This is a genomic window from Hydrogenophaga crassostreae (assembly GCF_001761385.1).
In the GTDB taxonomy this organism is placed as follows: domain Bacteria; phylum Pseudomonadota; class Gammaproteobacteria; order Burkholderiales; family Burkholderiaceae_C; genus Hydrogenophaga; species Hydrogenophaga crassostreae.
On record NZ_CP017476.1, the window covers coordinates 609,034 to 630,341 of the forward strand.

A 21,308-nucleotide genomic window follows, 5' to 3' on the forward strand; every position below is an offset into this window, starting at 1 on the left:
ACAAACTGCCGCCCGCGTGGGCGAGGTGATGTTTGCCAACGACGTGGCGAGCAAGGACACCATGGGCATGGAGCTGGTTTCCGTGGCCCCTGGCCACGCCGTGATGCGCATGGTGGTGCAACCGCTGCATCTCAACGGCCACCAGATTTGCCATGGAGGCTTCATTTTCACGTTGGCAGATTCCACTTTTGCCTTCGCCTGCAACAGCCACAACCGCAACACCGTGGCGGCCGGGTGCAGCATCGAGTTTTTGAAGCCAGCCCATGTCGGCGATGTGTTGACTTGCGACGGCGTCGAACAGATGCTGCAAGGCCGCCATGGCATTTACGACATGAGAGTCCGCAACCAGCGCGGTGAAACCGTGGCCATGTTCCGTGGCAAAAGCGCACAAATCCCTGGCACCGTGTTTCCAGAAGAAGAGGCCCCCGAATGAACCACTTTCCTCTGGAATCAGTTGAAAAGGCCAGCATCGACGAACTGCGCGGTTTGCAGCTCAAACGCCTGCAAGCAACCCTGCGCCACGCCTACGCCAACTCGCCGGTGTACCGAGCCAAGTTCGATGCAGCGGGCGTTCATCCTGACGATTGCAAATCGCTTGCGGATCTGGCGAAGTTTCCGTTCACCACCAAAAAGGACCTGCGCGACAGTTACCCGTTTGGCATGTTCGCCGTGCCCCGTGAGCAGTGCGCCCGCATCCACGCCTCCAGCGGCACCACCGGCAAACCCACGGTCGTGGGCTACACGCTGAAAGACATCGATACCTGGTCGAATGTGGTCGCGCGCAGCATCCGTGCCAGTGGCGCAAAACCTGGCGACATGGTGCACGTGAGCTACGGCTACGGGCTGTTCACTGGCGGTCTTGGCGCGCATTACGGCGCTGAAAAACTGGGCCTCACCGTGGTGCCGTTCGGAGGTGGTCAGACCGAGCGTCAGGTGCAACTCATGCAGGACTTTCGGCCCAGCATCATCATGGTCACGCCCAGCTACATGCTGTCGATTGCCGACGAATTCGAGCGACTGGGGCTGGACCCGCGCGCGAGCAGTCTGCGCATCGGCATCTTTGGTGCCGAGCCGTGGACCAACGACATGCGGGTGGCCATTGAGCAGCGCATGGGCATTGACGCCGTGGACATCTACGGCCTCTCGGAAGTCATGGGCCCTGGCGTGGCCAGCGAATGCGTGGAAACCAAAGACGGCCCCACTATCTGGGAAGACCACTTTTACCCTGAGATCATCAACCCCGACACCGGTGAACCCGTGGCCGATGGCGAAATGGGCGAGCTGGTGTTCACCAGCCTCACCAAGGAAGCCCTGCCCATCATCCGCTACCGCACCCGCGACCTCACACGCTTGCTGCCCGGCACGGCGCGCACCATGCGGCGCATGGAAAAGATCACCGGCCGCAGCGACGACATGATGATCGTGCGCGGGGTCAATGTGTTCCCGACCCAGATCGAAGAACTGATCCTGAAGCGGCCAGAATTGAGCGCGCACTACCAATGTGTGCTGACCAGGGAAGGCAATATGGACTCATTGACCGTGGCGGTCGAAACCCGCCCGGGCCTCTCGCCCGAGAGCATCGAAGCGCGCGCGGCGGCCAAGATGCTGCAACACGAAATCAAGGTGTTTGTGGGCAGCAGCGTGGCAGTGGATCTCAAGGCCGAAGGCGCCGTGGAGCGCAGCCAGGGCAAGGCCAAACGCGTGGTGGATCAGCGCCCGAAGTGAGGCGCTGATCGTCCCCCCTGTGGCTGGTCAGGCGGTTGCGTTGAATGCGCTCGACAGATTCGCATTGCTGCTGATCTGCTGGTAGAGTGCCTGCGCGAATTTGGCAATTTCGGATTGGAGGCCACCGCTGCTGCTGTCCTCTGACTTGTCCGTGTCTTCGTCGTTGCCGGAACTGGCCAGCTTCTCCAGGTCACCGGCCAGGCGCTCCATCAGAGACACCGTGCCGTCTTCGTTGGTGTCCAGCGCGTCGTAGGTGGTCGTGGTGTCGCTCGATGCCGAGGCGCCGCCCGCTCCACCGGCGCCGCCCGGTCCGCCACCAGGGGGTGGACCACCCGGAGGCATGCCTTGTGGGCCAGAGGGTTTACCGGCATCGAACTCGGTTCTGGACAGGCTTCCATCGCCATCTTTGTCCAGCGCCGCGATTTTGTCGCTCACGTCTTCGCCGGTGTCGTTCTGGACTCTGGCCATGAGCGCTTCCATCTCATCGCTGTCCAAAGAGCCGTCGCTGTTGCCATCGACCGAGGCGAACAGTGCGTCTGCCTTTTCATCGGTGCCACTGCTGGCGCTGGCGCTGCTCATCCCCCGCGATTGGGCGAAGTCCATGGTGGACGGTGGCGGAGGTCGCGGGACGTTGGCTTTCATGCCTTCGTCCAGCTCCGTGCTGGTGAGGCTGCCGTCGCCGTTGCTGTCCATTTTGGCAAACAGCTCGCCGCTGTCGCCCATGCTCATGCCGGTTTTCTGGCTGATGTCGCTGAGCATGCTGCTCAGTTCGGAGGTGTTGATGCCTCCGCTGTTGTCGCTGTCGGCCTTGGCAAACATTTTTGCCTGGTGTTGACTGCGTTGGCTGCTGGCTGCGGCCCAGGCATTGCTGGACCCACTGACGCCACTGATCGCACTCATGTTGAGGTTCCTTTCAGGGAGGGGTTGGTTGAATGTCACCCAACGGCGCAAGCCTCTGAGCAACGATCTCATTGTTCCGTCGGCCTGTAAGCCCCTGATTTCCGCTTTGTATCAAGACCGGTACACAAGCACGGTGTGTCGGGAAGATTGGCGGTGGATTGCACCGTTCCTCCGGGTTTATCGAATTCGGCCTCTTTCTAAACTGAATTGCTGTCTGCTGGCTTTTGCCGCGCAGGGCTGAGCCCCTGCGCCGAACCCTTGATGAACAACAACCCCACTGTCTTGCTGGTTGATGACGACCACGAAATCACCGATTTGCTGAGCACTTATCTCGCGCGCTTCAACTTTGAGGTGCTGTGCGCCGCAGATGGCCCCGCCATGCGCGCCGTTTTGGCGCAGCATGCGGTGGATCTGGTGGTGCTCGATGTGATGCTGCCCGGCGCCGATGGGCTGGCCTTGGCTCGCGAAATTCGCGATCAATCCAGTTTGCCGGTCATCATGCTCACCGCGCGCACCACCACGCTGGACCGGATTCTGGGGCTGGAAAGCGGCGCCGACGATTACATGAGCAAGCCTTTTGAACCGCGCGAACTGGTGGCCCGGATTCAGTCGGTGCTGCGCCGCTCTCAAAGTGAAACGGCGCGGGCGCCCGCGTTGGAGGCCAGCGACGTGGTGTGTTTTGACGGCTGGGAAATGCGCCGCAATGAACGCACCGTGGTGTCGCCTTCCGGGCTGGTGGCCGCCTTGTCCAACGCCGAGTTCCGCTTGCTCAATACGTTTTTGAAAACCCCCAGGCGTCTGCTCACCCGCGACCAATTGATGGAGCAGGCGCGAGGGCGCACCATGGATGCGTTCGAGCGCAGCATCGATTTGCTGGTCTCGCGCCTGCGTCACAAGCTGTTGGACGATGGCGCAGAAGCCTCGCTGATCAAAACGGTGCGCGGAGCGGGCTATATGTTCACCGCGCAATCGGTTCAGGCGCGCGCGGTGTGGCGGCAATGAGCGCGGACTGGAAGCTGCGCTTTCAAAGCGGTTTGCTTCGCTGCTGGCCCGACACCTTGTTTGGCCGGCTCGCTGTGTTGCTGGTGGTGGTGGCGATCGCCAGCCATGTGCTGGCGCTGTCGCTGCTGTTTGAACTGCGCCCCGAGTTCGGCCCGCCGCCAGGCTTGCCTCATGGACCGCCACCATTGGGGTCTTTCCCGCCCCCACCGCACCATGGCCCGCCGCTGTCGGGCATCCTGCTGGAGATGGGTGTTCGTCTGGGGGCCTTGCTGCTGGCGGCCTGGGTGGGTGCGCGGTGGTTGTCTGCACCGCTGGGGCGCCTGGCCCGATCCACCCGCGACCTCACCGCCAATATCCATCGACCGGCGCTGCGCCTGGAGGGCACCCGCGAGTGCCGGGAAGCGGGCGCCGGCATCAACCAGCTGCAGCAGCACATCCTGGCTCAACTGGAGGAGCGCGACCAGTTCGTGGCCGCCGTGTCCCACGATTTGCGCACGCCCTTGACCCGCCTGGCCCTGCGTGCAGAGTCGCTTGAAAACGAAACCGACCGCCAGCGGTTTGGGCAGGACATTCGGGAAATGGACCTCATGATCCGCGCCACGCTGGACCACCTGTGTGGATCTGCCGACCAAGAGGTCACGGTGCATCTGGATCTGACATCGTTGGTGGACAGCCTGGTGAGCGACCGCCAGGAGATGGGGCAAAGCGTTCACCAAGCGCAGCCTCATGACAAAGCCGGTTTGGCCCCAACGCCCAAAATCCAGGCCCAGGTATCCGCCATGCGCCGCTGCATGGGCAACCTGATCGACAACGCCGTTGCCTATGGCGGTGGCGCAGAAATCGGCGTGGAAGAAGACGCCAAAGCGGTGCGCGTGCTCGTGAGCGATCGCGGGCCGGGCATTCCGGCAGACGCATTGGAAAAGGTTCTTCGGCCCTTTGTGCGGCTGGAGACCTCGCGCAACCGCCACACCGGTGGTGTGGGGCTGGGCTTGGCCGCCGTGTCCGACATCATGCGGCGCCACGGAGGGCGAGTCGAGTTGAGCAACCGCTCAGGCGGAGGCTTGCAGGCGGCCTTGGTGTTCCCCAAGTAACCCCCTGCGAAGCGGTGCTTCAGCTGGCGACCACCTGAAAGGGTTGACCGGCTTGTGGGCTGGGTTCGAGCGCCCATTCCTTGTTGTGAAACGCCGCCACCGCAGGCCGGTGGGCGATGGACACCAGCGCCCCATTCGAGCTTTTCACCAGCTCGCCCAAGCGGGAATACAAAGTGGCTTCGGCCGCTTCGTCCAGCGCGCTGGTCGCCTCGTCCACAAACAGCCAGCGCGGCTTCTTGAGGAAGGCGCGGGCAATGGCCAGGCGTTGCTGTTCGCCGCCGGAGAGCTTCTGGCCCCAGGTATCGGCCGTGTCGAGTTGATCGGTCAGTTGGGGCAGCAAGGCATGTCGCAGGGCTTGCTCCAGCTCGGCATCGCTGTAGACGTCGGGCGTATTCGGGTAAGCCAGCGCGTGGCGCAGTGGGCCATTGGGGAAGTACGCCTTTTGCGGCAGGAACATGCCGCGCTCGGCAAAATCGGCGGGCAGCGTGATGCGGCTCTGGCTCCAGGGCCAGATGCCGGCTAGGGCGCGGAACAGGGTGGATTTGCCACTGCCCGAGGGACCCTTGAGCAACAGGCTGTCGCCGGCCAGGACCTGGAGCCCTTTGGCCGCGAGCAGCGCCCCGCCCTTGGGCAACCCGATGTTCAAGTCGGTCACCCGCAGTTCGTCCGTGGTGCCCACGGTCGGCTTGGCTGTTTGCTGCGCTTGCAAAGCCTGGAAGCTGGCTTCGAAGCTGGTCAGGCGGTCGGTGGTGGCGCGCCATTCGGCCAGGCTGCTGTAGTTGTCCACGAACCAGGCGAGCGAGTCTTGCACCCGGCCAAAGGCCGAAGAAACCTGCATCAGTTGGCCGAGCTGGATGGCGCCGCTGAAAAAGCGGGGCGCAGCGACGATGAAGGGGAACACCACGGCGGCCTGGCCAAAGCCGTTGGTGAACCAGATCAGGCGCTTCTGGGCGCGGATCAAAGCGAGGTAGTTGCTGAGCACGTCAGAGAAGCGGCCACCCAGCTGCTCGTGCTCGACCGTTTCGCCTTTGTCGAGGGCGATGGACTCGCTGTATTCGCGCACGCGGATCAGATGGTGGCGGAAATCGGCTTCCTTGCGCTGTTGCTGGAAGTTGAGGGCGATTTGCGGGCGACCAATGTAGTGCGTGATCACGCTGCCCACCAGGCAATACAACACCGCCATCCAGACCATGAAGCCCGGGATGTTGTAGTTCTGGCCATTGAAGCTGAAACCAAAATCGCCAGAGAGCCCCCACAAGATGCCCACAAAGCTCACCAGCGTAACGACTGCGTTGAGCAAGCCCATGGACAGGCTCACCGTGTAGCTGGTGAACAGGTTGGCGTCTTCGGCGATGCGTTGATCCGGGTTGTCTGGCGGGGCCTGGTCGCCCTTGGAAAAGCGCGCCAGCTCCAGTTGGTAAAAAGCCTTGTTCGCCAACCAGCGGGTCATGTAGTGTTGCGTCAGCCAGTCGCGCCAGTGCATCTGCAGCAGCTGCGTGAGATAGAAGCGGTACACCGCGATGATGATGAAGGCAAAGGCCAGGTAGGTGAAGCGTCCGAGCTGTTCCCAGAACACCGGCTGATCCTTGTTCTGTAGCGCGTCGTAGAACACCCGGTTCCAGTCGTTGATCTGCACCAGCATGAAGACGCCGACCAGGTTGAGCGCAATGATGGCCGCGAGCAAGGCGCGCGCTTTCCACTTCTGATCCGACTGGAAATAGGGCAGGGCCAGCGCAAGCACCTTGCGGAGCTGGGCTCGGAATTGGGTCCATTTGCCGGGTTCGGACATGCATTGCTCCAGGTGAAAGCTTCTATTGAGTGAGTGATAGGTAGGCCATTGCGGAAATACGCTGCCATCAATGGCCCAAGCGGCGCGCAGGTTTCCCCTCATCGAGGTATTGCGCAATGCGCCCATGGGGTCTAAGGTGACCGTTCAAAGAAAACCACAGCCATTGTCAGAGGAGAGATGCTATGTCACACCACATTGCTTTGCGTTGCTTGGGGAAAAACCCAATGCTCTTTGGAGCGGCCTTGGCGCTGCTCACGGCCTGCGGCGGAGGAGGCAGTTCCACCACTGACATGGTAGGCACCCAGGCGGCGTTGAACGTTGGGGCCGGCTCACCTGAAACAACCCGCCTCGCAGACCCCGCCGCACTCAAACGCAGCGCCGCGCTGAACACCGCCGATCTGGCTGCTGCCGAGCAGCAGGCGCAGGACGCCGAGGCTTCGGCATCCTTTCTCGACGAACTCCAGGCTGGAGCGATTGCCGCCAAGCGCGACTACCAATCCGGCGCTGTGGCGCGCAAAGCCCTGGCCATGCGCATTCCGGTGTACCGCTTCTCCAACAGCAGCACCGGCGCCCACTTCTTCACCACCAGCGTCTCAGAGCGCGACAACGTGGTCAACACCCTTTCGCCGCCGTTCAACCTGGAGGGCGAAGCCTTCTCGGTCGCCAGCGCTTATTCACCCGGCCTGAGCCCGGTGCATCGCTTCTACAACACGCAATCGGGCGTTCATTTCTACACCATCAGCGAAGCCGAACGAGCCAACGTGGTGGCCAATTTCCCGCAGTTCAGTTACGAGGGCGTGGCCTATTACGCCAGCCAGGTGGCTGGCGCCGGCTTGATTCCGTTCTACCGGTTTTACGTGCCGAGCAAAGGCTTTCACTTCTACACCGCCAACGAGGCCGAGAAGAACAACATCATCGCCACCTTGGCCGCCACCTACAGTTTTGAGGGCGTAGGCTATTACGTCTTGAGCAGCGACTGGCGGGCCGAGAAGCTGCCCCATTCCGGCGTGACCAGCAGCCAGTGTTACGAGCCTGGCACCGATACGCTGGTGAACTGCAACGCCACTTCGGTGACCGATTTCAACAACCAGCAAGACGGTCACCGCGCCAACGTCAACCGCATGGCCTACAGTCTTGTGAATGGACGCCCTCTGGACACTTGTGTCAGAGACGACGTCACGGGCCTGATCTGGGAAGGCAAACAAGCCAGCGGCACGCGGGCTGGCAGCAACACCTACACCCACCTGGGCAACGGACTGGCCAGCGATGCCAGCGGCTACGTGGCCGCGGTGAACACGGCCAATCTGTGCGGTTTCAGCGACTGGCGTTTGCCCACGCGCCACGAGTTGATGAACATTGTTGACAATGGCCGTGCCACAACGCCCAAAATCAACACCACCTGGTTCCCGAACACGGCTGCCAGTGACCACTGGAGCGCCGAGGGGGACAGCACCAACAACGCCAATGCTTGGGTTGTGAGGTTTGAATTCGCAATCGCAAAAATTGGAGCCCGCTCAAATGCCAACGCGGTGCGCCTGGTACGCGGCAGCGCCCCCAGTGGGCCGCGCTACAGCCACAGCACGGTGGCCTACAGCAGCGACGGGGCCAACAACGTGGTCAACGATGCCTGGACCGGGCTGCAGTGGCGCCGTTGCGAACAGGGTCGGGTCTGGAGCGGCAGCGCTTGTACCGGCACGGCCACCACGTACTCACACGAACAGGCACTCGGCCACGCCCGGGCCCAATCGGGCTGGCGCCTGCCCAACATCAAGGAGCTAGACAGCCTGGTGGACCTGAGCGTGAGCAGCGGAGCACGCATCGATTCGACTGCGTTTCCTGGGGCAGGCAGCGCTCGTTTCTGGGCGTCCTCCCCCTATGTGCTCCAACCCTTCTACACCATGAACGTCGATTCCGGCAATGGCGAAGTCAACGGCACCGTCCGATCCAGCATCTACGCGGTCCGGTTGGTTCGGGCCAATCAGTGATGGGGGGCGGCGCGGCCGCCGTAAGGTCGGTAGAACGCACGAGGAAAGTAGATCATGAAATCCATCGCTGCCCCTCTTGGTCCCTTCGGCTTCAACAGAGGGTACCTCCTGCGCTGGCTCGCCGCTGCTGCCCTGTGTGGGCTGGTCGCGGCCTGCGGAGGCGGCAGTTCTTCTTCCTCTGAACTGGTGGACACCAAGGCGGCATATGCCGCCGGAGCCGGCTCAGCCGAAGCACTGCCCAGCAACGCAACAGACCCTGCCGCCTTCGCGCGAAGCGCAGCACTGAGCCGCACCGAGCTGGCTGCCGCCGAGCAACAGGCCCAGGCCGCCGAAGACTTCGCCTCACCGACCCCGTTGGAAGATCTCAAACCCGGTGAGATCGCCGCCAAGCGCGACTACCAAATTGGCGAAGTGGCGCGCAAAGCCTTGGCCGTGCGCATCCCCGTTTACCGCTTCTTCAACGGCAGCACCGGCGCGCATTTTTTCACCACCAGCACCACCGAGCGCGACAACGTGGTCAACACCCTTTCACCACCGTTCAGTCTGGAGGGCGAAGCCTTCTCGGTGGCCAGCGCCTTCTCGCCCGGCCTGAGCCAGGTGCACCGTTTCTACAACACGCATTCGGGCGTGCATTTCTACACCATCAGCGAGTCCGAGCGGGCCAACGTGGTGGCCACTTTGCCGCACTTCAGCTACGAAGGCGTGGCCTACCACGCCAGTCAAGTGGCCGGTGCCGGGCTGATTCCGTTTTACCGGTTTTATGTGCCCAGCAAAGGCTTCCACTTCTACACCGCCAAAGAAAGTGAGAAGGACAGCATCATCGCCAATCTGGCCGCCACCTACACCTATGAGGGCATCGGCTACTACGTGCTCGACAGCGATTGGCGCGTGGAGAGACTGCCGCACTCGGGTGTGACCAGCAGCCAGTGTTACCAGGCAGGCAGCAATATGCTGGTGGACTGTGCAAGCCAGGGTGCCACTGGCTTGAACCTGCAGCAGGACGGACACCGCGTTGACATCAACCGCATGAGCTACCGCGAACTGCCCAACCCGGCGGGTGGCAACTACCCTCGCACCAGTTGCGTGAAAGACGATGTGACCGGTCTGGTGTGGGAAGGCAAGACGGACGGGGGAGAGCGCTCAGGCAGCTTCACCTATACCAACTTTGGCGATGGAACCACGGGCGATGCCAGTGCGTACGTCAACCGGGTGAACCAGCTCGCACTGTGCGGATATACCGACTGGCGCCTGCCCACCCGCCAGGAGCTGTTGACCATCGTTGACTTTGGGCGTATCACAGGGCCCGCCATCGACATCAATTGGTTCCCCGAAACGGCTGAAGGCGATTACTGGAGCGGTGAGTCGGTGAGCGCCAACAGTAGCTTGGTTGGCTCCGTGGGGTTTTCTGCAGGCGTTTCGCTCTTCCGCTTCCGTTCACATGAGACCGCGGTGCGTCTGGTGCGAGGCCGTTTCACCAGTGGGCCACGCTTCAGCTACAGCACGGTCGCTTACGGCAGCGACGGCGCCAACAACGTGGTCGACGATGCCTGGACGGGTTTGCAGTGGCGCCGCTGCGAACAGGGTCGGGTATGGACCGGCAGTGTTTGCGCGGGCACGGTCAGCAGGTATACCCATGAACAGGCTCTCGCCCATGCCCGAACCCAAAGCGGCTGGAGAATGCCCAGTGTGAGGGAGCTCAGCAGCCTGGTTGACCTGAGCGTGAGCGGTAGCGCTGCGCGGGTCGATCCAGCAGCATTTCCTGGCGCCAGCGCATTGCATGTCTGGGGGGCTTCTCCCGACGTGAGGAACGACGGTCAGGCCTGGTTCGTCTTCTTCTACGATGGCTTCATCAATCACAGCTTTCGTCAAGAGGACCTCCCGGTTCGCTTGGTGCGTGTCAGCTTTGCGCGAGTCAATCTGTGATGGGAGCGGCGCAGCTGGCTGCGTACTGGTACTTTCCAAGGTGAAAACACATGAAGCAAGCGCTAACACGGGTCTGCCTCAGGCCCCTTCGCTGGCTAGCCGGTGCCGCAGTGGCGGTCCTTCTGACAGCCTGCGGCGGTGGCGGCAGTGCAAGCTCTGACCTCGCGGGCACCCAGGCGGCGTCGGGCGCCGGGGCCGGCTCACCTGAAGCAGCCCGCCGCGCAGACCCCGCCGCGTTCCAGCGAAGCGCCGCACTGAGCAGCGCCGATCTGGCTTCTGCCGAGCAACAGGCGCAGGCCGCCGAGGCCTCGGCGGCTTCTCTCGATGAACTCGATGCTGGCGAAATTGCGGCCAAGAGCGCATACCAATCAGGTGCCGTGGCGCGCAAGGCCCTGGCCATGCGCATTCCGGTGTACCGCTTCTCCAACAGCAGCACGGGCGCCCACTTCTTCACCACCAGCGTTTCTGAGCGCGACAACGTGGCCAACACCCTCTCGCCGCCCTACAGCCTGGAAGGCGAAGCCTTCTCGGTGGCCAGCGCTTATTCACCCGGCCTGAGCCCGGTGCACCGCTTTTTCAACACGCAAAACGGGGTGCATTTCTACACCATCAGCGAAACGGAGCGGGCCAACGTGGTGGCCAATTTCCCGCAGTTCAGTTACGAGGGCGTGGCCTATTACGCCAGCCAGGTGGCTGGCGCCGGCTTGATTCCGTTCTACCGGTTTTACGTGCCGAGCAAAGGCTTTCACTTCTACACCGCCAGTGAAGCGGAGAGGAACAGCATCGTGGCAACGCTGAGTGCGGTCTACAGCTATGAGGGCGTCGGCTATTACGTGCTCGACAGCAACTGGCTGGCCGAGAAGTTGCCGCATTCGGGGGTCACCAGCGACCAGTGTTACGAAGCGGGAAATGATTTTCTCGTGACGTGCAGCAGTGATAACGCCATGAACCTGAACCCGCAGCAAGATGGTCATCGAGTGGCCATCAACCCCATGAGCTACGGCACCGTGGGCAGTAATCAGCTGACCAGTTGCGTGCGCGACAACGTCACAGGCCTGATCTGGGAAGGCAAAGAAACCAACGATACGCGGGCAGGCAGCAATGTCTATACCAACCTGGGCAACGGCCTGGCAAACGACACCAGCGGCTATGTGGCCGCCGTGAACACGGCCAACCTGTGTGGCTTTAGCGACTGGCGCGTGCCCGCGCGACACGAGCTGATCGGTATTGTTGACTTTGGGCGCGTAGCAGCACCCAGCATCAACACCATCTGGTTTCCCAACACCGCTGAAACTGACTACTGGGGGGTTGGGTCCTTGAGTACCGATGCAAACGTTGCTTGCTACGTCAGCTTCGCCGGCAGAAAATCGGGCTGCTCCGCCCGGACAGATGCCAAAGCGGTGCGTCTGGTGCGTGGCAACTCCCCCAGCGGGTCGCGGTTCAGCTACAGCACAGCTCTTTTTGGCGGCGACGCTCCCAACAATATAGTTAACGACGCTTGGACCGGCCTGCAGTGGCGCCGCTGCGTACAAGGGCAAGTCTGGAGCGGCAGCACTTGTACGGGCACGCCTGGTGCTTTCGTCCACGTGCAGGCGCTTGACCATGCCAGAACCCAAAGTGGCTGGCGGCTGCCCAATGTCAAAGAGCTCAGCAGTCTGGTTGATCAGAGCGTGGGCAGCAGCGCAGCGCGCATTGATCCGATCGCGTTTCCCGGCGCCAGCGCAATGCTTGTCTGGTCATCGTCTCCCTATGCGGGCAATCCCTATGGATCCCCTGGTTCTTGGGGCGTCGTCTTCGGCAATGGCGATTTCGCCGGGTACTACCGAGGTCTCTACTTGCCAGTTCGCTTGGTGCGTGACATTCGGTGATTGGATGTGGCGCAGCCGCATTGGGTCCAGGTTTTTTGCAAAGGGCCAGAAGGAAGGTCGCGGCCTGTCTGCCCGGGTGTTCCAAGGATGCGACGCCCGTTGTATTAGGGTTAATTGCAGTCAATTTGGGCAGGCACATCACACTCGCATGCGATCAAACCAGCCGCCTTGCGATTCACCGCATGGGGATCGAATCACGATGCCGTCCGAGCCTGGCGGTTGATTACTGGTCCGGATTCGACACGCCCGATGCCACATGACCTGAGGGCACGTGCATTGAAGCGTGTTCGATGTGGCCGGTCTGGTCGTCAAAGAAAAAGTCGGGTTCAAATTCACGCAGGAATTCGCCTTTGGGCAGGCCGCCCAGGAACATGGCTTCGTCCACCTCGATGTTCCAGTTCATCAGCGTTCGAATGGCGCGCTCGTGGGCCGGGGCGCTGCGGGCGGTCACAAGGGCGGTACGAATGTGCATGTCGCTGGTGCCCTCAGCTTGAAGCCGGTGCAGCGCTTCGAGCAAGGGTTTAAACGGGCCGCCAGCCAGGGGCTGGGCCGCGTGAGATGCCTCGTGGGCCTGAAAGGCGGACAACCCTTCGGCTTGGAACACGCGCTCGGCTTCGTCAGAAAACAGCACGGCATCGCCGTCAAACGCGATGCGCACTTCGTTGGGGTGGGCGTCGCTCGCGTGTACCGACTGGGGGTACACCTGCGCAGCAGGAACGCCTGCCGCCAGCGCAGCGCGCACGTCGGCCAGATGGGTCGAAAGAAACAGGTTGGCGCGCAACGGGCGCAGGTAGCGCCAAGGCGGTTGACCGCGGGTGAAGCTGCCGCGCTGAATGGGCAGGCCATAGTGCTGCGCGGAGCGGAAAACACGCATGCCCGAGACCGGATCGTTGCGCGACAGGATCACCACCTCGACCCGCTGCGTCTTTGGATCGTTGAACGCCAGCAGTTTCTTCACCAGCGAGAACGCCACACCGGGTGGCGCCGGAATCTCAAGCCGGTCCAATTGCAGCTTCATGTAAGAGCGGTCGTCGCCGGTTTCAAACAGGCGGTTCTCTTCTTCAAAATCGAACAAGGCCCGAGAAGAAATTGCGACCACCAATTGACCGTCCAGCGAAGCTGCCATGTTGTCTGAGCGTCCAGGTAAACAAGAAGAGGGAAAAAGCGAAGGGTATCAGTGAATCGGCTCGGGCCTGTGTGCGAAGACTTCGACAAGCTCAGTCCGAATGGAGATAGGTTGTGCGAGCAAGTGGGGGAGTTCAACCCAGAACGCCGTGGAACCGGCTTTGCCGGGCCGCCAGCGTTGCCCCCTGGGGGTTGACGGCGAAGCCGGCGCAGGGGGGGCGACGACGCGACGTGCATGCCAACCAAGAACGCCGCCGATCTGGCTTTGCCAGTCGGCCAGCGTTGCCCCCTGGGGGGTGACGGCGAAGCCGGCGCGGGGGGAGCTACTTCACCAATTGGTTGAGTTGCATGATCGGCATCAGCACGGCCAGCACGATCAACAAAACCATGACACCCATGCCCAGAATCAACACAGGCTCCAGAATGGTGGCCAGGTGCATGGCGCGGCGCTGCACTTCCGAGCTCAGCTGCTTGGCCGCGCGTTGCAGCATGACGGGCAGTTGACCGGTTTGTTCGCCCAGGCGCGCAAACATGGCGATCAAAGGCGGGAAACGCTTCTTGCTGGCCAAGGCCGAAGCCAGCGGCGCGCCTTCGCGCACCAACACCAGCGCGTCCAGCGCGTCGGCGCGCATGGCCTGGTTGGACAAGGTTTCGGCGGCGGTTTGCAGGGCGCGCAAGATGGGCACGCCTGCGCCCGCGAGCATGGCCAGGGTGCCCGCAAAACGCGAGGCGTTGTAGCCCCGTGCAAGCTTGCCCACCAGCGGCAGACGCAACCAGGCAGCGTCCATGCGCATGCGCAATTCGGGTTGGCGCCGCGCCAGGGTCATGGCGATCGCGCCTGTGATCAGCCCGCCCAGCAGCAACCACCAGTAATTGCGCACGAAGGCACTGATGCCCAGCATGACCACGGTCAGCATGGGCAGGGCGCGCTTGCTGCTGGCGAATACGCCTGCCACCTGGGGCACCACATAGCTCAGCAAAAACACCACGATCACAATGGCTGCGAGCGAGACGATGGCGGGGTAGAGCGAGGCGGCAAAGATCTTGTTCTTCAGGCCTTCGCTTTCCTCCAGATCGTCGGCCAGCTTTTCGAGCACGGTGCCCAGTTGGCCGCTTTGTTCACCGGCTGAAATCACGGCGGTGTAGATCTTGGAGAACTCCTTGGGGTGCTGCTCCAGCGCCCGTGCAAAGGCCGAGCCGGCGTTCACTTCGGCGCGCAGCGAGGCGACCAGGCGCTGCTGGTCGTCTTGGTCGGCTTCTTCGGCAAGGGCGGCCAAGGCGCGTTCCAGCGGCAAGCCCGCTGCCACCAGACCCGCCAGCTGACGCGTCCAGACAGCCAGCGTGGTGGCGTTGAACACGTTGCCACCCCACAGTGTCATGTTCAGCCCGGTGCCTTTGCCGCCATCGGCGTTGTTCATGGCGGGCTCGACCAACATGGGCACCAGGGCCCGTGCGCGCAACAGGCTGCGGGCCGAGCGCGCGGTGTCGGCGTCGATCATGCCTTTCTGGACAGCGCCCTTGGCGTCCAGGGCTTCATAGGCGTAGGCGGGCATATCAGCAGGCGCCGCGCAGCGCCGCCCCCATCAAGGACCGCCCCCCAGGGGGGCAGCTAGTGGCACGAAGTGATGAGCGTGGGAGCATGGGTGATCAGTCTCTGGTGACGCTCATGACTTCGGCCTCTGACGTGATGCCGGCTTCGATCAGGCGCTGGCCGTCTTCTCGCATCGAGCGCAGCCCTTCGGCCTTGGCGGTGGCGATCAGCTCGCTCTCGGCGCTGCGGTTGTGGATGTGGGCGCGGATGGCGTCGTCGGTGACCAGCAGCTCGTAAATGCCGGTACGGCCCTTGTAGCCGACCTGATTGCACTTGTCGCAGCCCACGGGCACCCAGCGGCCTTCGGGGTCCTTGCGCTTGCAATGCACACACAGTTTGCGCACCAGTCGCTGGGCCATCACACCGAGCAAACTGCTGGAGAGCAGAAAGGGCTCCACACCCATGTCAGTCAGGCGGGTGACGGCGCTGGGGGCGTCGTTGGTGTGCAGCGTGGCCAGAACCAGGTGGCCGGTGAGCGAAGCCTGAATGGCAATCTGGGCGGTTTCGAAATCGCGGATCTCGCCGATCATGATCACGTCGGGATCCTGGCGCAGGATGGCGCGCAGGGCCTTGGCGAAGTCGAGATCGATTTTTGCGTTGACCTGGGTCTGGCCCACGCCATGCAGCTCGTATTCGATCGGGTCTTCGACCGTCATGATGTTTTGCACGCTGGCGTCGAGCTTTTGCAGCGCCGCGTAGAGTGTGGTGGTTTTGCCCGAGCCGGTGGGGCCGGTGACCAAAATGATGCCGTGGGGCTGTTTGATCAGGCGCTCGAAGCGCGACAACACATCGCCCTGCATGCCCACGGCTTCCAGCGTGAGGCGACTCTCGCTCTTGTCGAGCAAGCGCAGCACGGCGCGCTCTCCGTGGGCGCTGGGCAGGGTGGAGACACGAACGTCGACCGCGCGGGTGCCGATGCGCAGCGAAATGCGGCCGTCTTGTGGCAAACGCTTTTCCGAAATGTCGAGCTCGGCCATGATTTTCAGGCGCGAGATCAGTGCGGCGTGCAACGCGCGGTTGGGCTGCACCACTTCGCGCAGTGTGCCGTCCACGCGAAAACGCACACTGGACATGCGCTCGAAGGGCTCGATGTGGATATCACTGGCGCCATCGCGCGCGGCCTGCGTGAGCAGGGCGTTGAGCATGCGGATGATGGGTGCATCGTCGGACGTTTCCAGCAAGTCTTCGATGGCCGGCAGCTCCTGCATCATGCGGCTCAGGTCGGCATCGCTTTGCACTTCACTGACCACTGCCGCCGCACTGGATTCGCCTTGTGCATAGGCCGCGCTGATGCGCTGGCTCAGTGTTTCACTGGGCTCCCACACCATCTCACGTACTTCGTGTTTGCGCAGAATCTCAGACAGTGCCGAGAGGCGAAGGGCTTGCAAGGCGGGCGTGGCGGCTGGCGTGTTGCTGCCCATGAGCACCAGGCCCTGGCCATCGTCTTCCAAAAGCCACAGGTGCTCGCGCGCGAAGGCGTAGGGCAGCGGGTGTTTCATGGCGCGGCGTGGTGTTGAATCAATTGCTGGCCGGTATGGTCGGCACAGCGTCATAGACGGGTGCGCGTTGTGGTGGCATGACTGGCGCATCGTTGATGCGCAGCATCTGGCTCGGTTCGGGCTGGGCTTCTTTTTGCGCGCCGCGCATGAGGTCGTAGCGGTCGAGCGAAAGTGCGTTGGTGGCGCTGGCGTCGCGCAAGATCACGGGGCGCAGGAATACCATCAGGTTGGTTTTCTTGCGGGTGCGTGTTTCGTTCTTGAAAAGGTTGCCCAGAATCGGCACATCGCCGAGGCCGGGAATTTTGTCCTGGTTGCCCGAAAATTCGTCTTGCAACAGGCCGCCCAGAACGATCACGCCACCGTCTTCCACCAGCACCGTGGATTCAATGGTGCGCTGCGTGGTGATGATGCCGGATGGCGAGTTGAGCGAGGAAGCCTGCACAGCGCTGACCTCCTGGTAGATGGTCATCTTGATGGTGCCGTTTTCGCTGATCTGCGGTTTCACGCGCAGAGTGATGCCCACGTCTTTGCGCTCGATGGTCTGGAACGGGTTGACCGAGCCTTCATTGGAGTTGTTGCTGGTGTATTGCCCGGTCACAAAGGGCACGTTCTGGCCCACCACGATCTTGGCCTCCTGGTTGTCGAGCGTGAGCAGATTGGGTGTGGACAACACGTTGCCTTCCCCGCTGGTTTGCAGGAAGCGCGCGAGCAGACCCAGCAGGTAGACACCGTTGCGTTGCTGCGCCAGGCCGAGGTTGAACCCGGTGCCGGGCGCGGTGATGCCCGTTGTGTCGCCGGTTGCGACGGGCAGCAGGTTGGTCAGGATGTTGTTGCCGGCGGCCCCGAAATTGGTGCCGAGCAATCCGACCACGCTGCTGCCGATGTTGCCGATGGGACTTTGCCATTGGATGCCGAACTCAGACGCTTTGTCGGCGTTGACTTCGGCGATCAGGCTCTCGACATAAACCTGTGCGCGGCGTGAATCCAGCTTGTCGATCACGGCGCGCAACTGGCGGTACTGCGGTTCGGGCGCGGTGATGATGAGCGAATTGGTGGCCGGGTCGGCCTGGATCTGACCGCCCGTAGAGGGCGATGCCACCGCAGCCACGGGGGCGGTGGCCTGGTTGCCAGCGGCTGTGGCCGTGCGCTGGGTGGGTGAAACCGCCGCAGTGGAAATGGAGGCACCACCTGAAACAGACGTACCTTCGCTGGCCATGGCCGCGCGCAAAGTGGTGGCCAGCGAAACGGCATCGGCGTTCTTCAGGTACACCACATGGATGTTGCCGCTGGCATCAATGGAACTGGGCTGATCGAGTTTGATGACCAGCGATCGAACCAGTGCGAGCCGCGCCGGGTTGGCCGCCCGCATCACGATGGCGTTGCTGCGTGGCTCGGCCACCAAGGTGGTTTTGTATGAAGGGTCGCCTTGTCCGCCGGCGCCCGCAGCAGGCTGGTCCAGCAAGCGCGAGACCATGGGAACCAGGTCGGCAGCGAGGGCGTGTTGCAGCGGAATCACCTCGACATCGGAGGCCCCCGCCACATCGAGTGCGGTGATGATGTTGCCGATGCGCTGCAGGTTGTCGGCGTAGTCGGTGATGACCAGGGCGTTCGTACCCGGGTTCACGTTGATGGTGTTGTTGGGCCCGATCAGCGGTCTCAGGATCGGCACCAGGTTGTTGGCCGACTCGTGGTTGAGGTTGAAGATCTGCGTGACGATCTGATTGGAAGAGCGCAGCTTGTTCACGGAACCCGCGTTGACGGGGTTGCCCTGCAATTTGGCATCGGCCTCGGGCACGATTTTGTACAGCCCACCGGTGTCCACCAGCGTAAAGCCCTGCAAACGCAGCGCGGCACCAAACTGGTTAAGTGCAGCGGCGGGTGAAACGGGGCGATCGGTGGCCAGGCTGATGGCGCCCTTGACGCGCGGGTCGACCACCACGTTGCGCCCACTGATGGTGGCCATGGTGCGGGCCACGGCTTCAATTTCGGCGTCCACGAAATTCAGGGTGACGGGCTCACGGCTGCCAGTTTGGGCCCATGCGACTTCGGTGCCAATACAGGGAAGCAAGGCAAGGCCGATGGCAAGTGCCAGGGCGCGCAGCGATGGCGCCTGGGGCGCCTTCAATGCAAGAGGTGTGCGGTTCATATGGGAATCCTATCGCGTTCAGCCCACGGCGAGAATGGAGCGTGGGCCGTCGCGGCGCCCGATGATGTTGAGCAGGTTTTCGAGGGCGGTTTCGCGTCCGGGAGCTGCTTGTGCAAAACCCTGGAAACGCAGTCGGGATCCAACCCACTGGCCGTTGCCCTGCAGCTGCAGACCCCCGTCGAGTGTGGTCAGGCGCAGCAAGGCGCTGTCGCCGTCTGGCGTGGCGTCGAGCAACACGCGGTAGCTGCCCAGCGGGCGCAGGGTGGACAGCCGCGAGGTCATGTCCAGAGCGTCTACTTGCAGACCGCCTTCAAGTTGCAATCGCCCCTGGATGATCCGCACCGTCAACCCCTTGGATTCCAGGGCCAGCTGGCCCTCGGGTCGCAAGGTGTTCCAGGGTGTCCCCAGGCCGGCGAGCAAGACGGCTGGCCATTGGCTTGAGAAAGCCGCCACGCGCAGCGTCGTGGCTTTCAGGGCGGGCAGGACTGTGATGCGCATGGGTTGCGCCGCGCAACAGGGGGTTTCCAGCGCCAGAACCATGGCGGGTCGGCGCTCAGACCAGGTGGGGTTGAGGCGCCAACGCAGTCCTTGGGGCAGAGCGCTTTCGGCGCGGCTGCCTGCGCCGCCAGTGAGCAGCAAATCGCCTTGGCCGCGCCAGACAGTGCCCCGGGTGTTGACCAGTTGCACCTTGTCCCCTGTGCCCCAGGCGATGGCGCCAGCCAGCCAGCTGGCTGGCGCAAAAACGACCATGGCGATCAGCAGCCCCAGCAAGGCCCCCGTCCAGGCCAGGCGCGATGACCCTTTGGTGGTCATCATGGCGTGGTCGATCCGAGGCCAGGGCCTGCGACGGTGATCTGGCCGTGCCAGCCTTCCGGGCTGCCTCTAAGGTCGAGCTGGGCGCTGACAGGCACCAGACGGGCGTTGACGCGCACCTGGTTGAGCCAAAGGGCCAAGGCTTCTGGCGCCGTGCCACGCAAGGTGAGGATGGCGCGATCACCCTGCACGTTGATCTGGGCCGTGGCACCGAGTGGGCCCGTGGCCTGCGTCAGGGAACTCTGGGCGGCGCCACGGCTGGGGATGGGGGCACTGTTTTGTTCGCGCAGTTGTTCGACGCTGGCGGCCATGCTTTGCATTTGTGCCAGTTGGGCGTCCAGTGCGGCGTGTTGCGAGGGGGCTTTGCGCAGGGTGTTGATGGCCGGGCCGAGCAGCACCCACCAGAGTAAAGCCAATCCGATCACCCACGCAGCGACCGAGACAGCCCGGCGCTCCCGCGGCGCCATGGCTTGCCACCGCACAGTCAGGCGCTCGACCAGACCGCTGCTGGTGGCTTTTCTGCGTCCGGTTGGCGCGGTGGAGGGTGCGGTTGTGGCGGTGTTCATCGGGTGGGTGGGGCCATTCACGGTTGGGCTGGGCTCAACGAGATGCTGGCGTCTTGCACGGTAGTTTCCCAGCCCGCACGACGCAGGGCGGCTTGCAGCCCGGGCCAGACGCCTGCGGCCGACTCATCGGCAACGAACTGGCCGTTGCCACCATTGGCCTGGCGCTGGTATTGGATGCCACGCAAGGCCACAGGTTCCTTTGCACTGGCCCGCGCGATGCCTGACAGCATGGCCTCCAGATCAAGGGTGGACAGTTGACCGTTCGATTGCTGCATGTTGGCGAGCTCGCGCTGCATCTGCACAGGAGCATCCAGCACCAGTGTCACGTTGGGAAACGTGGTTTGCAAAATCTGACTGATTGCCTGCTGCTTGGTTTTCAGCGCGCGCCGTTCCTGCCAGGCCGCGGCATTGACGCCGATGAGTTGCACCGCGACCAAAGCCGCCAGACCCCAGCGAGCGGGCCGCCAGGCGGGTGCGCTGCGCAATTGGCGCCAGAACTGGCGCAGCCGCTGACCTCGCCGGGCGCTGTTGGACAGACTCAGGTCGAACTGCGCCAGATTCCACTCGGATTGCGCACATCGCAGCAGCCAATTGGGCAGGGTCAGCAGCGTGAACCGTTGATCAAAACACTGTTCAGCCTGCGCGGCGGCCGCGGGTTCGGACAGCCATTGCACATTGGCGTCGTCGGTTGGGGCCAGGGTGTCGAGCGCTGCACCGGCCTGGGCCATCAATGGGGTGCAGCTTACGCCAGTGGTGCTGGCGCTGGCCAGCCACGCCTGTTCGGACTGGTGGTGGGCCCAATGCACCTTCATTCCTGTGGCTTCGCCGCCTCCACTGGCTGTTGTGGTGCCCAGCGGACTCAAACCCGGGACGATGCGGGTGACGGGGCGACCGCTTCCTTCCAGCGCCTGAAGCCAGCCTTTGACCCAGGCTTTGTGGCAGGCCGCGACCCACACCGAAGCCCCCGCCTTGGCACCGGGCGCCAAGGCGAAGTGCAATTCGGCGGTGTCGCTGAGCAGGCGCTCTTCCAGCATGCCGTCAAGCACCGCGCGCAACCGGGCGGTGGGCACCTTGGGCAGTGCGATCTTGTGCCACGACACCGATTGAGGTGGCAAGACCAGCACCAGTTCGGCGTCAGCGGGCAGTGTCGAGAGTGTCGAGAGTGTCGAGGTGCCATGGGTGACCACCTGCTGACCGTCAGACGAGCTGGCCCAATCCACGGAGGCGTTCGGTCCGGCCGCGTTGGTGGAGAAGGAAGATGGGGTGAGGATCAGCACAAGTGGGG

Annotated in this window: 16 protein-coding genes; 7 read left to right on the plus strand and 9 right to left on the minus strand. The window is 63.0% G+C overall.

Annotation, left to right across the window (positions count from 1 at the left end):
* The first annotated feature begins 28 nt into the window (after window positions 1–28).
* Both paaI and paaK read left to right on the plus strand, forming a co-directional pair.
* Complete coding sequence (gene paaI / locus LPB072_RS02950; protein WP_407927800.1) at window positions 29–433, plus strand: hydroxyphenylacetyl-CoA thioesterase PaaI; 405 nt, start codon at window positions 29–31, stop codon at window positions 431–433.
* Window positions 430–1,725, plus strand: a complete 1,296-nt coding sequence (gene paaK / locus LPB072_RS02955) for a phenylacetate--CoA ligase PaaK (RefSeq protein WP_066085236.1) — start codon at window positions 430–432, stop codon at window positions 1,723–1,725. Before paaI ends, paaK begins: the two co-directional genes overlap by 4 nt.
* A 27-nt stretch (window positions 1,726–1,752) precedes the next feature.
* Here the strand turns inward: paaK and xopAW are convergent, their stop codons facing one another.
* Window positions 1,753–2,625, minus strand: a complete 873-nt coding sequence (gene xopAW, locus LPB072_RS02960) for a XopAW family type III secretion system calcium-binding effector (protein ID WP_066085237.1) — start codon at window positions 2,623–2,625, stop codon at window positions 1,753–1,755.
* A 261-nt stretch (window positions 2,626–2,886) separates the two neighbouring features.
* On the opposite strand from xopAW, the gene LPB072_RS02965 reads away from it, so the two are divergent.
* Window positions 2,887–3,627 carry a response regulator gene (locus tag LPB072_RS02965; RefSeq protein WP_066085266.1) on the plus strand — a complete coding sequence of 247 codons (741 nt, stop codon included), beginning with the start codon at window positions 2,887–2,889 and terminating at the stop codon, window positions 3,625–3,627.
* The gene (locus tag LPB072_RS02970) at window positions 3,624–4,718 is read left to right on the plus strand and encodes an ATP-binding protein (protein WP_066085238.1); all 1,095 of its coding nucleotides are present in this window, start codon (window positions 3,624–3,626) and stop codon (window positions 4,716–4,718) included. Before LPB072_RS02965 ends, LPB072_RS02970 begins: the two co-directional genes overlap by 4 nt.
* A 19-nt stretch (window positions 4,719–4,737) precedes the next feature.
* Here the strand turns inward: LPB072_RS02970 and LPB072_RS02975 are convergent, their stop codons facing one another.
* Complete coding sequence (locus LPB072_RS02975; RefSeq protein WP_066085268.1) at window positions 4,738–6,507, minus strand: ABC transporter ATP-binding protein/permease; 1,770 nt, start codon at window positions 6,505–6,507, stop codon at window positions 4,738–4,740.
* 182 nt (window positions 6,508–6,689) lie between these two features.
* Between LPB072_RS02975 and LPB072_RS02980 the strand changes: the two genes are divergently transcribed.
* Genes LPB072_RS02980 through LPB072_RS02990 form a run of 3 tightly spaced genes read left to right on the plus strand, consistent with a single transcriptional unit; the run spans window position 6,690 to window position 12,283 of the window.
* Window positions 6,690–8,492 carry a DUF1566 domain-containing protein gene (locus LPB072_RS02980; RefSeq protein WP_082876712.1) on the plus strand — a complete coding sequence of 601 codons (1,803 nt, stop codon included), beginning with the start codon at window positions 6,690–6,692 and terminating at the stop codon, window positions 8,490–8,492.
* A gap of 54 nt (window positions 8,493–8,546) precedes the next feature.
* On the plus strand, window positions 8,547–10,415 hold the full coding sequence (locus LPB072_RS02985) for a DUF1566 domain-containing protein (protein WP_082876713.1): 1,869 nt from the start codon (window positions 8,547–8,549) through the stop codon (window positions 10,413–10,415).
* A gap of 50 nt (window positions 10,416–10,465) precedes the next feature.
* Window positions 10,466–12,283 (plus strand): DUF1566 domain-containing protein, encoded by a 1,818-nt coding sequence (locus LPB072_RS02990; protein ID WP_083282184.1) that lies wholly within the window; start codon window positions 10,466–10,468, stop codon window positions 12,281–12,283.
* Between the two features lie 223 nt (window positions 12,284–12,506).
* Here the strand turns inward: LPB072_RS02990 and LPB072_RS02995 are convergent, their stop codons facing one another.
* From LPB072_RS02995 to gspL, 7 genes are all read right to left on the minus strand, one after another.
* A complete protein-coding gene (locus LPB072_RS02995; protein WP_066091038.1) occupies window positions 12,507–13,409 on the minus strand; it encodes a 5'-nucleotidase in 903 nt (300 codons plus the stop codon).
* 322 nt (window positions 13,410–13,731) lie between these two features.
* Window positions 13,732–14,961, minus strand: a complete 1,230-nt coding sequence (gene gspF / locus LPB072_RS03000; RefSeq protein ID WP_066091043.1) for a type II secretion system inner membrane protein GspF — start codon at window positions 14,959–14,961, stop codon at window positions 13,732–13,734.
* Window positions 14,962–15,055: 94 nt separating this feature from the next.
* Window positions 15,056–16,498 (minus strand): type II secretion system ATPase GspE, encoded by a 1,443-nt coding sequence (gspE, locus tag LPB072_RS03005; RefSeq protein ID WP_066091045.1) that lies wholly within the window; start codon window positions 16,496–16,498, stop codon window positions 15,056–15,058.
* A gap of 19 nt (window positions 16,499–16,517) precedes the next feature.
* On the minus strand, window positions 16,518–18,644 hold the full coding sequence (gene gspD / locus LPB072_RS03010; protein ID WP_082876954.1) for a type II secretion system secretin GspD: 2,127 nt from the start codon (window positions 18,642–18,644) through the stop codon (window positions 16,518–16,520).
* An 18-nt stretch (window positions 18,645–18,662) separates the two neighbouring features.
* On the minus strand, window positions 18,663–19,460 hold the full coding sequence (gene gspN / locus LPB072_RS03015; RefSeq protein ID WP_082876955.1) for a type II secretion system protein N: 798 nt from the start codon (window positions 19,458–19,460) through the stop codon (window positions 18,663–18,665).
* The gene (gene gspM / locus LPB072_RS03020) at window positions 19,457–20,023 is read right to left on the minus strand and encodes a type II secretion system protein GspM (protein WP_082876956.1); all 567 of its coding nucleotides are present in this window, start codon (window positions 20,021–20,023) and stop codon (window positions 19,457–19,459) included. The genes gspN and gspM overlap by 4 nt, the downstream gene beginning before the upstream one ends.
* A gap of 17 nt (window positions 20,024–20,040) precedes the next feature.
* Window positions 20,041–21,300 carry a type II secretion system protein GspL gene (gspL, locus tag LPB072_RS03025; protein ID WP_082876957.1) on the minus strand — a complete coding sequence of 420 codons (1,260 nt, stop codon included), beginning with the start codon at window positions 21,298–21,300 and terminating at the stop codon, window positions 20,041–20,043.
* Window positions 21,301–21,308: the final 8 nt, after the last annotated feature.

Excerpts from the sequence above, each read along its gene's own strand:
- LPB072_RS02980 (WP_082876712.1), top strand. The coding sequence starts at position 6,690 with ATGTCACACCACATTGCTTTGCGTTGCTTGGGGAAAAACCCAATGCTC.
- gspE (WP_066091045.1), bottom strand. The coding sequence starts at position 16,498 with ATGAAACACCCGCTGCCCTACGCCTTCGCGCGCGAGCACCTGTGGCTT.
- LPB072_RS02965 (WP_066085266.1), top strand. The coding sequence starts at position 2,887 with ATGAACAACAACCCCACTGTCTTGCTGGTTGATGACGACCACGAAATC.
- LPB072_RS02975 (WP_066085268.1), bottom strand. The coding sequence starts at position 6,507 with ATGTCCGAACCCGGCAAATGGACCCAATTCCGAGCCCAGCTCCGCAAG.
- xopAW (WP_066085237.1), bottom strand. The coding sequence starts at position 2,625 with ATGAGTGCGATCAGTGGCGTCAGTGGGTCCAGCAATGCCTGGGCCGCA.
- gspF (WP_066091043.1), bottom strand. The coding sequence starts at position 14,961 with ATGCCCGCCTACGCCTATGAAGCCCTGGACGCCAAGGGCGCTGTCCAG.
- gspM (WP_082876956.1), bottom strand. The coding sequence starts at position 20,023 with ATGAACACCGCCACAACCGCACCCTCCACCGCGCCAACCGGACGCAGA.
- LPB072_RS02985 (WP_082876713.1), top strand. The coding sequence starts at position 8,547 with ATGAAATCCATCGCTGCCCCTCTTGGTCCCTTCGGCTTCAACAGAGGG.
- LPB072_RS02970 (WP_066085238.1), top strand. The coding sequence starts at position 3,624 with ATGAGCGCGGACTGGAAGCTGCGCTTTCAAAGCGGTTTGCTTCGCTGC.
- paaI (WP_407927800.1), top strand. The coding sequence starts at position 29 with ATGTTTGCCAACGACGTGGCGAGCAAGGACACCATGGGCATGGAGCTG.
- LPB072_RS02990 (WP_083282184.1), top strand. The coding sequence starts at position 10,466 with ATGAAGCAAGCGCTAACACGGGTCTGCCTCAGGCCCCTTCGCTGGCTA.
- LPB072_RS02995 (WP_066091038.1), bottom strand. The coding sequence starts at position 13,409 with ATGGCAGCTTCGCTGGACGGTCAATTGGTGGTCGCAATTTCTTCTCGG.
- paaK (WP_066085236.1), top strand. The coding sequence starts at position 430 with ATGAACCACTTTCCTCTGGAATCAGTTGAAAAGGCCAGCATCGACGAA.
- gspN (WP_082876955.1), bottom strand. The coding sequence starts at position 19,460 with ATGATGACCACCAAAGGGTCATCGCGCCTGGCCTGGACGGGGGCCTTG.
- gspD (WP_082876954.1), bottom strand. The coding sequence starts at position 18,644 with ATGAACCGCACACCTCTTGCATTGAAGGCGCCCCAGGCGCCATCGCTG.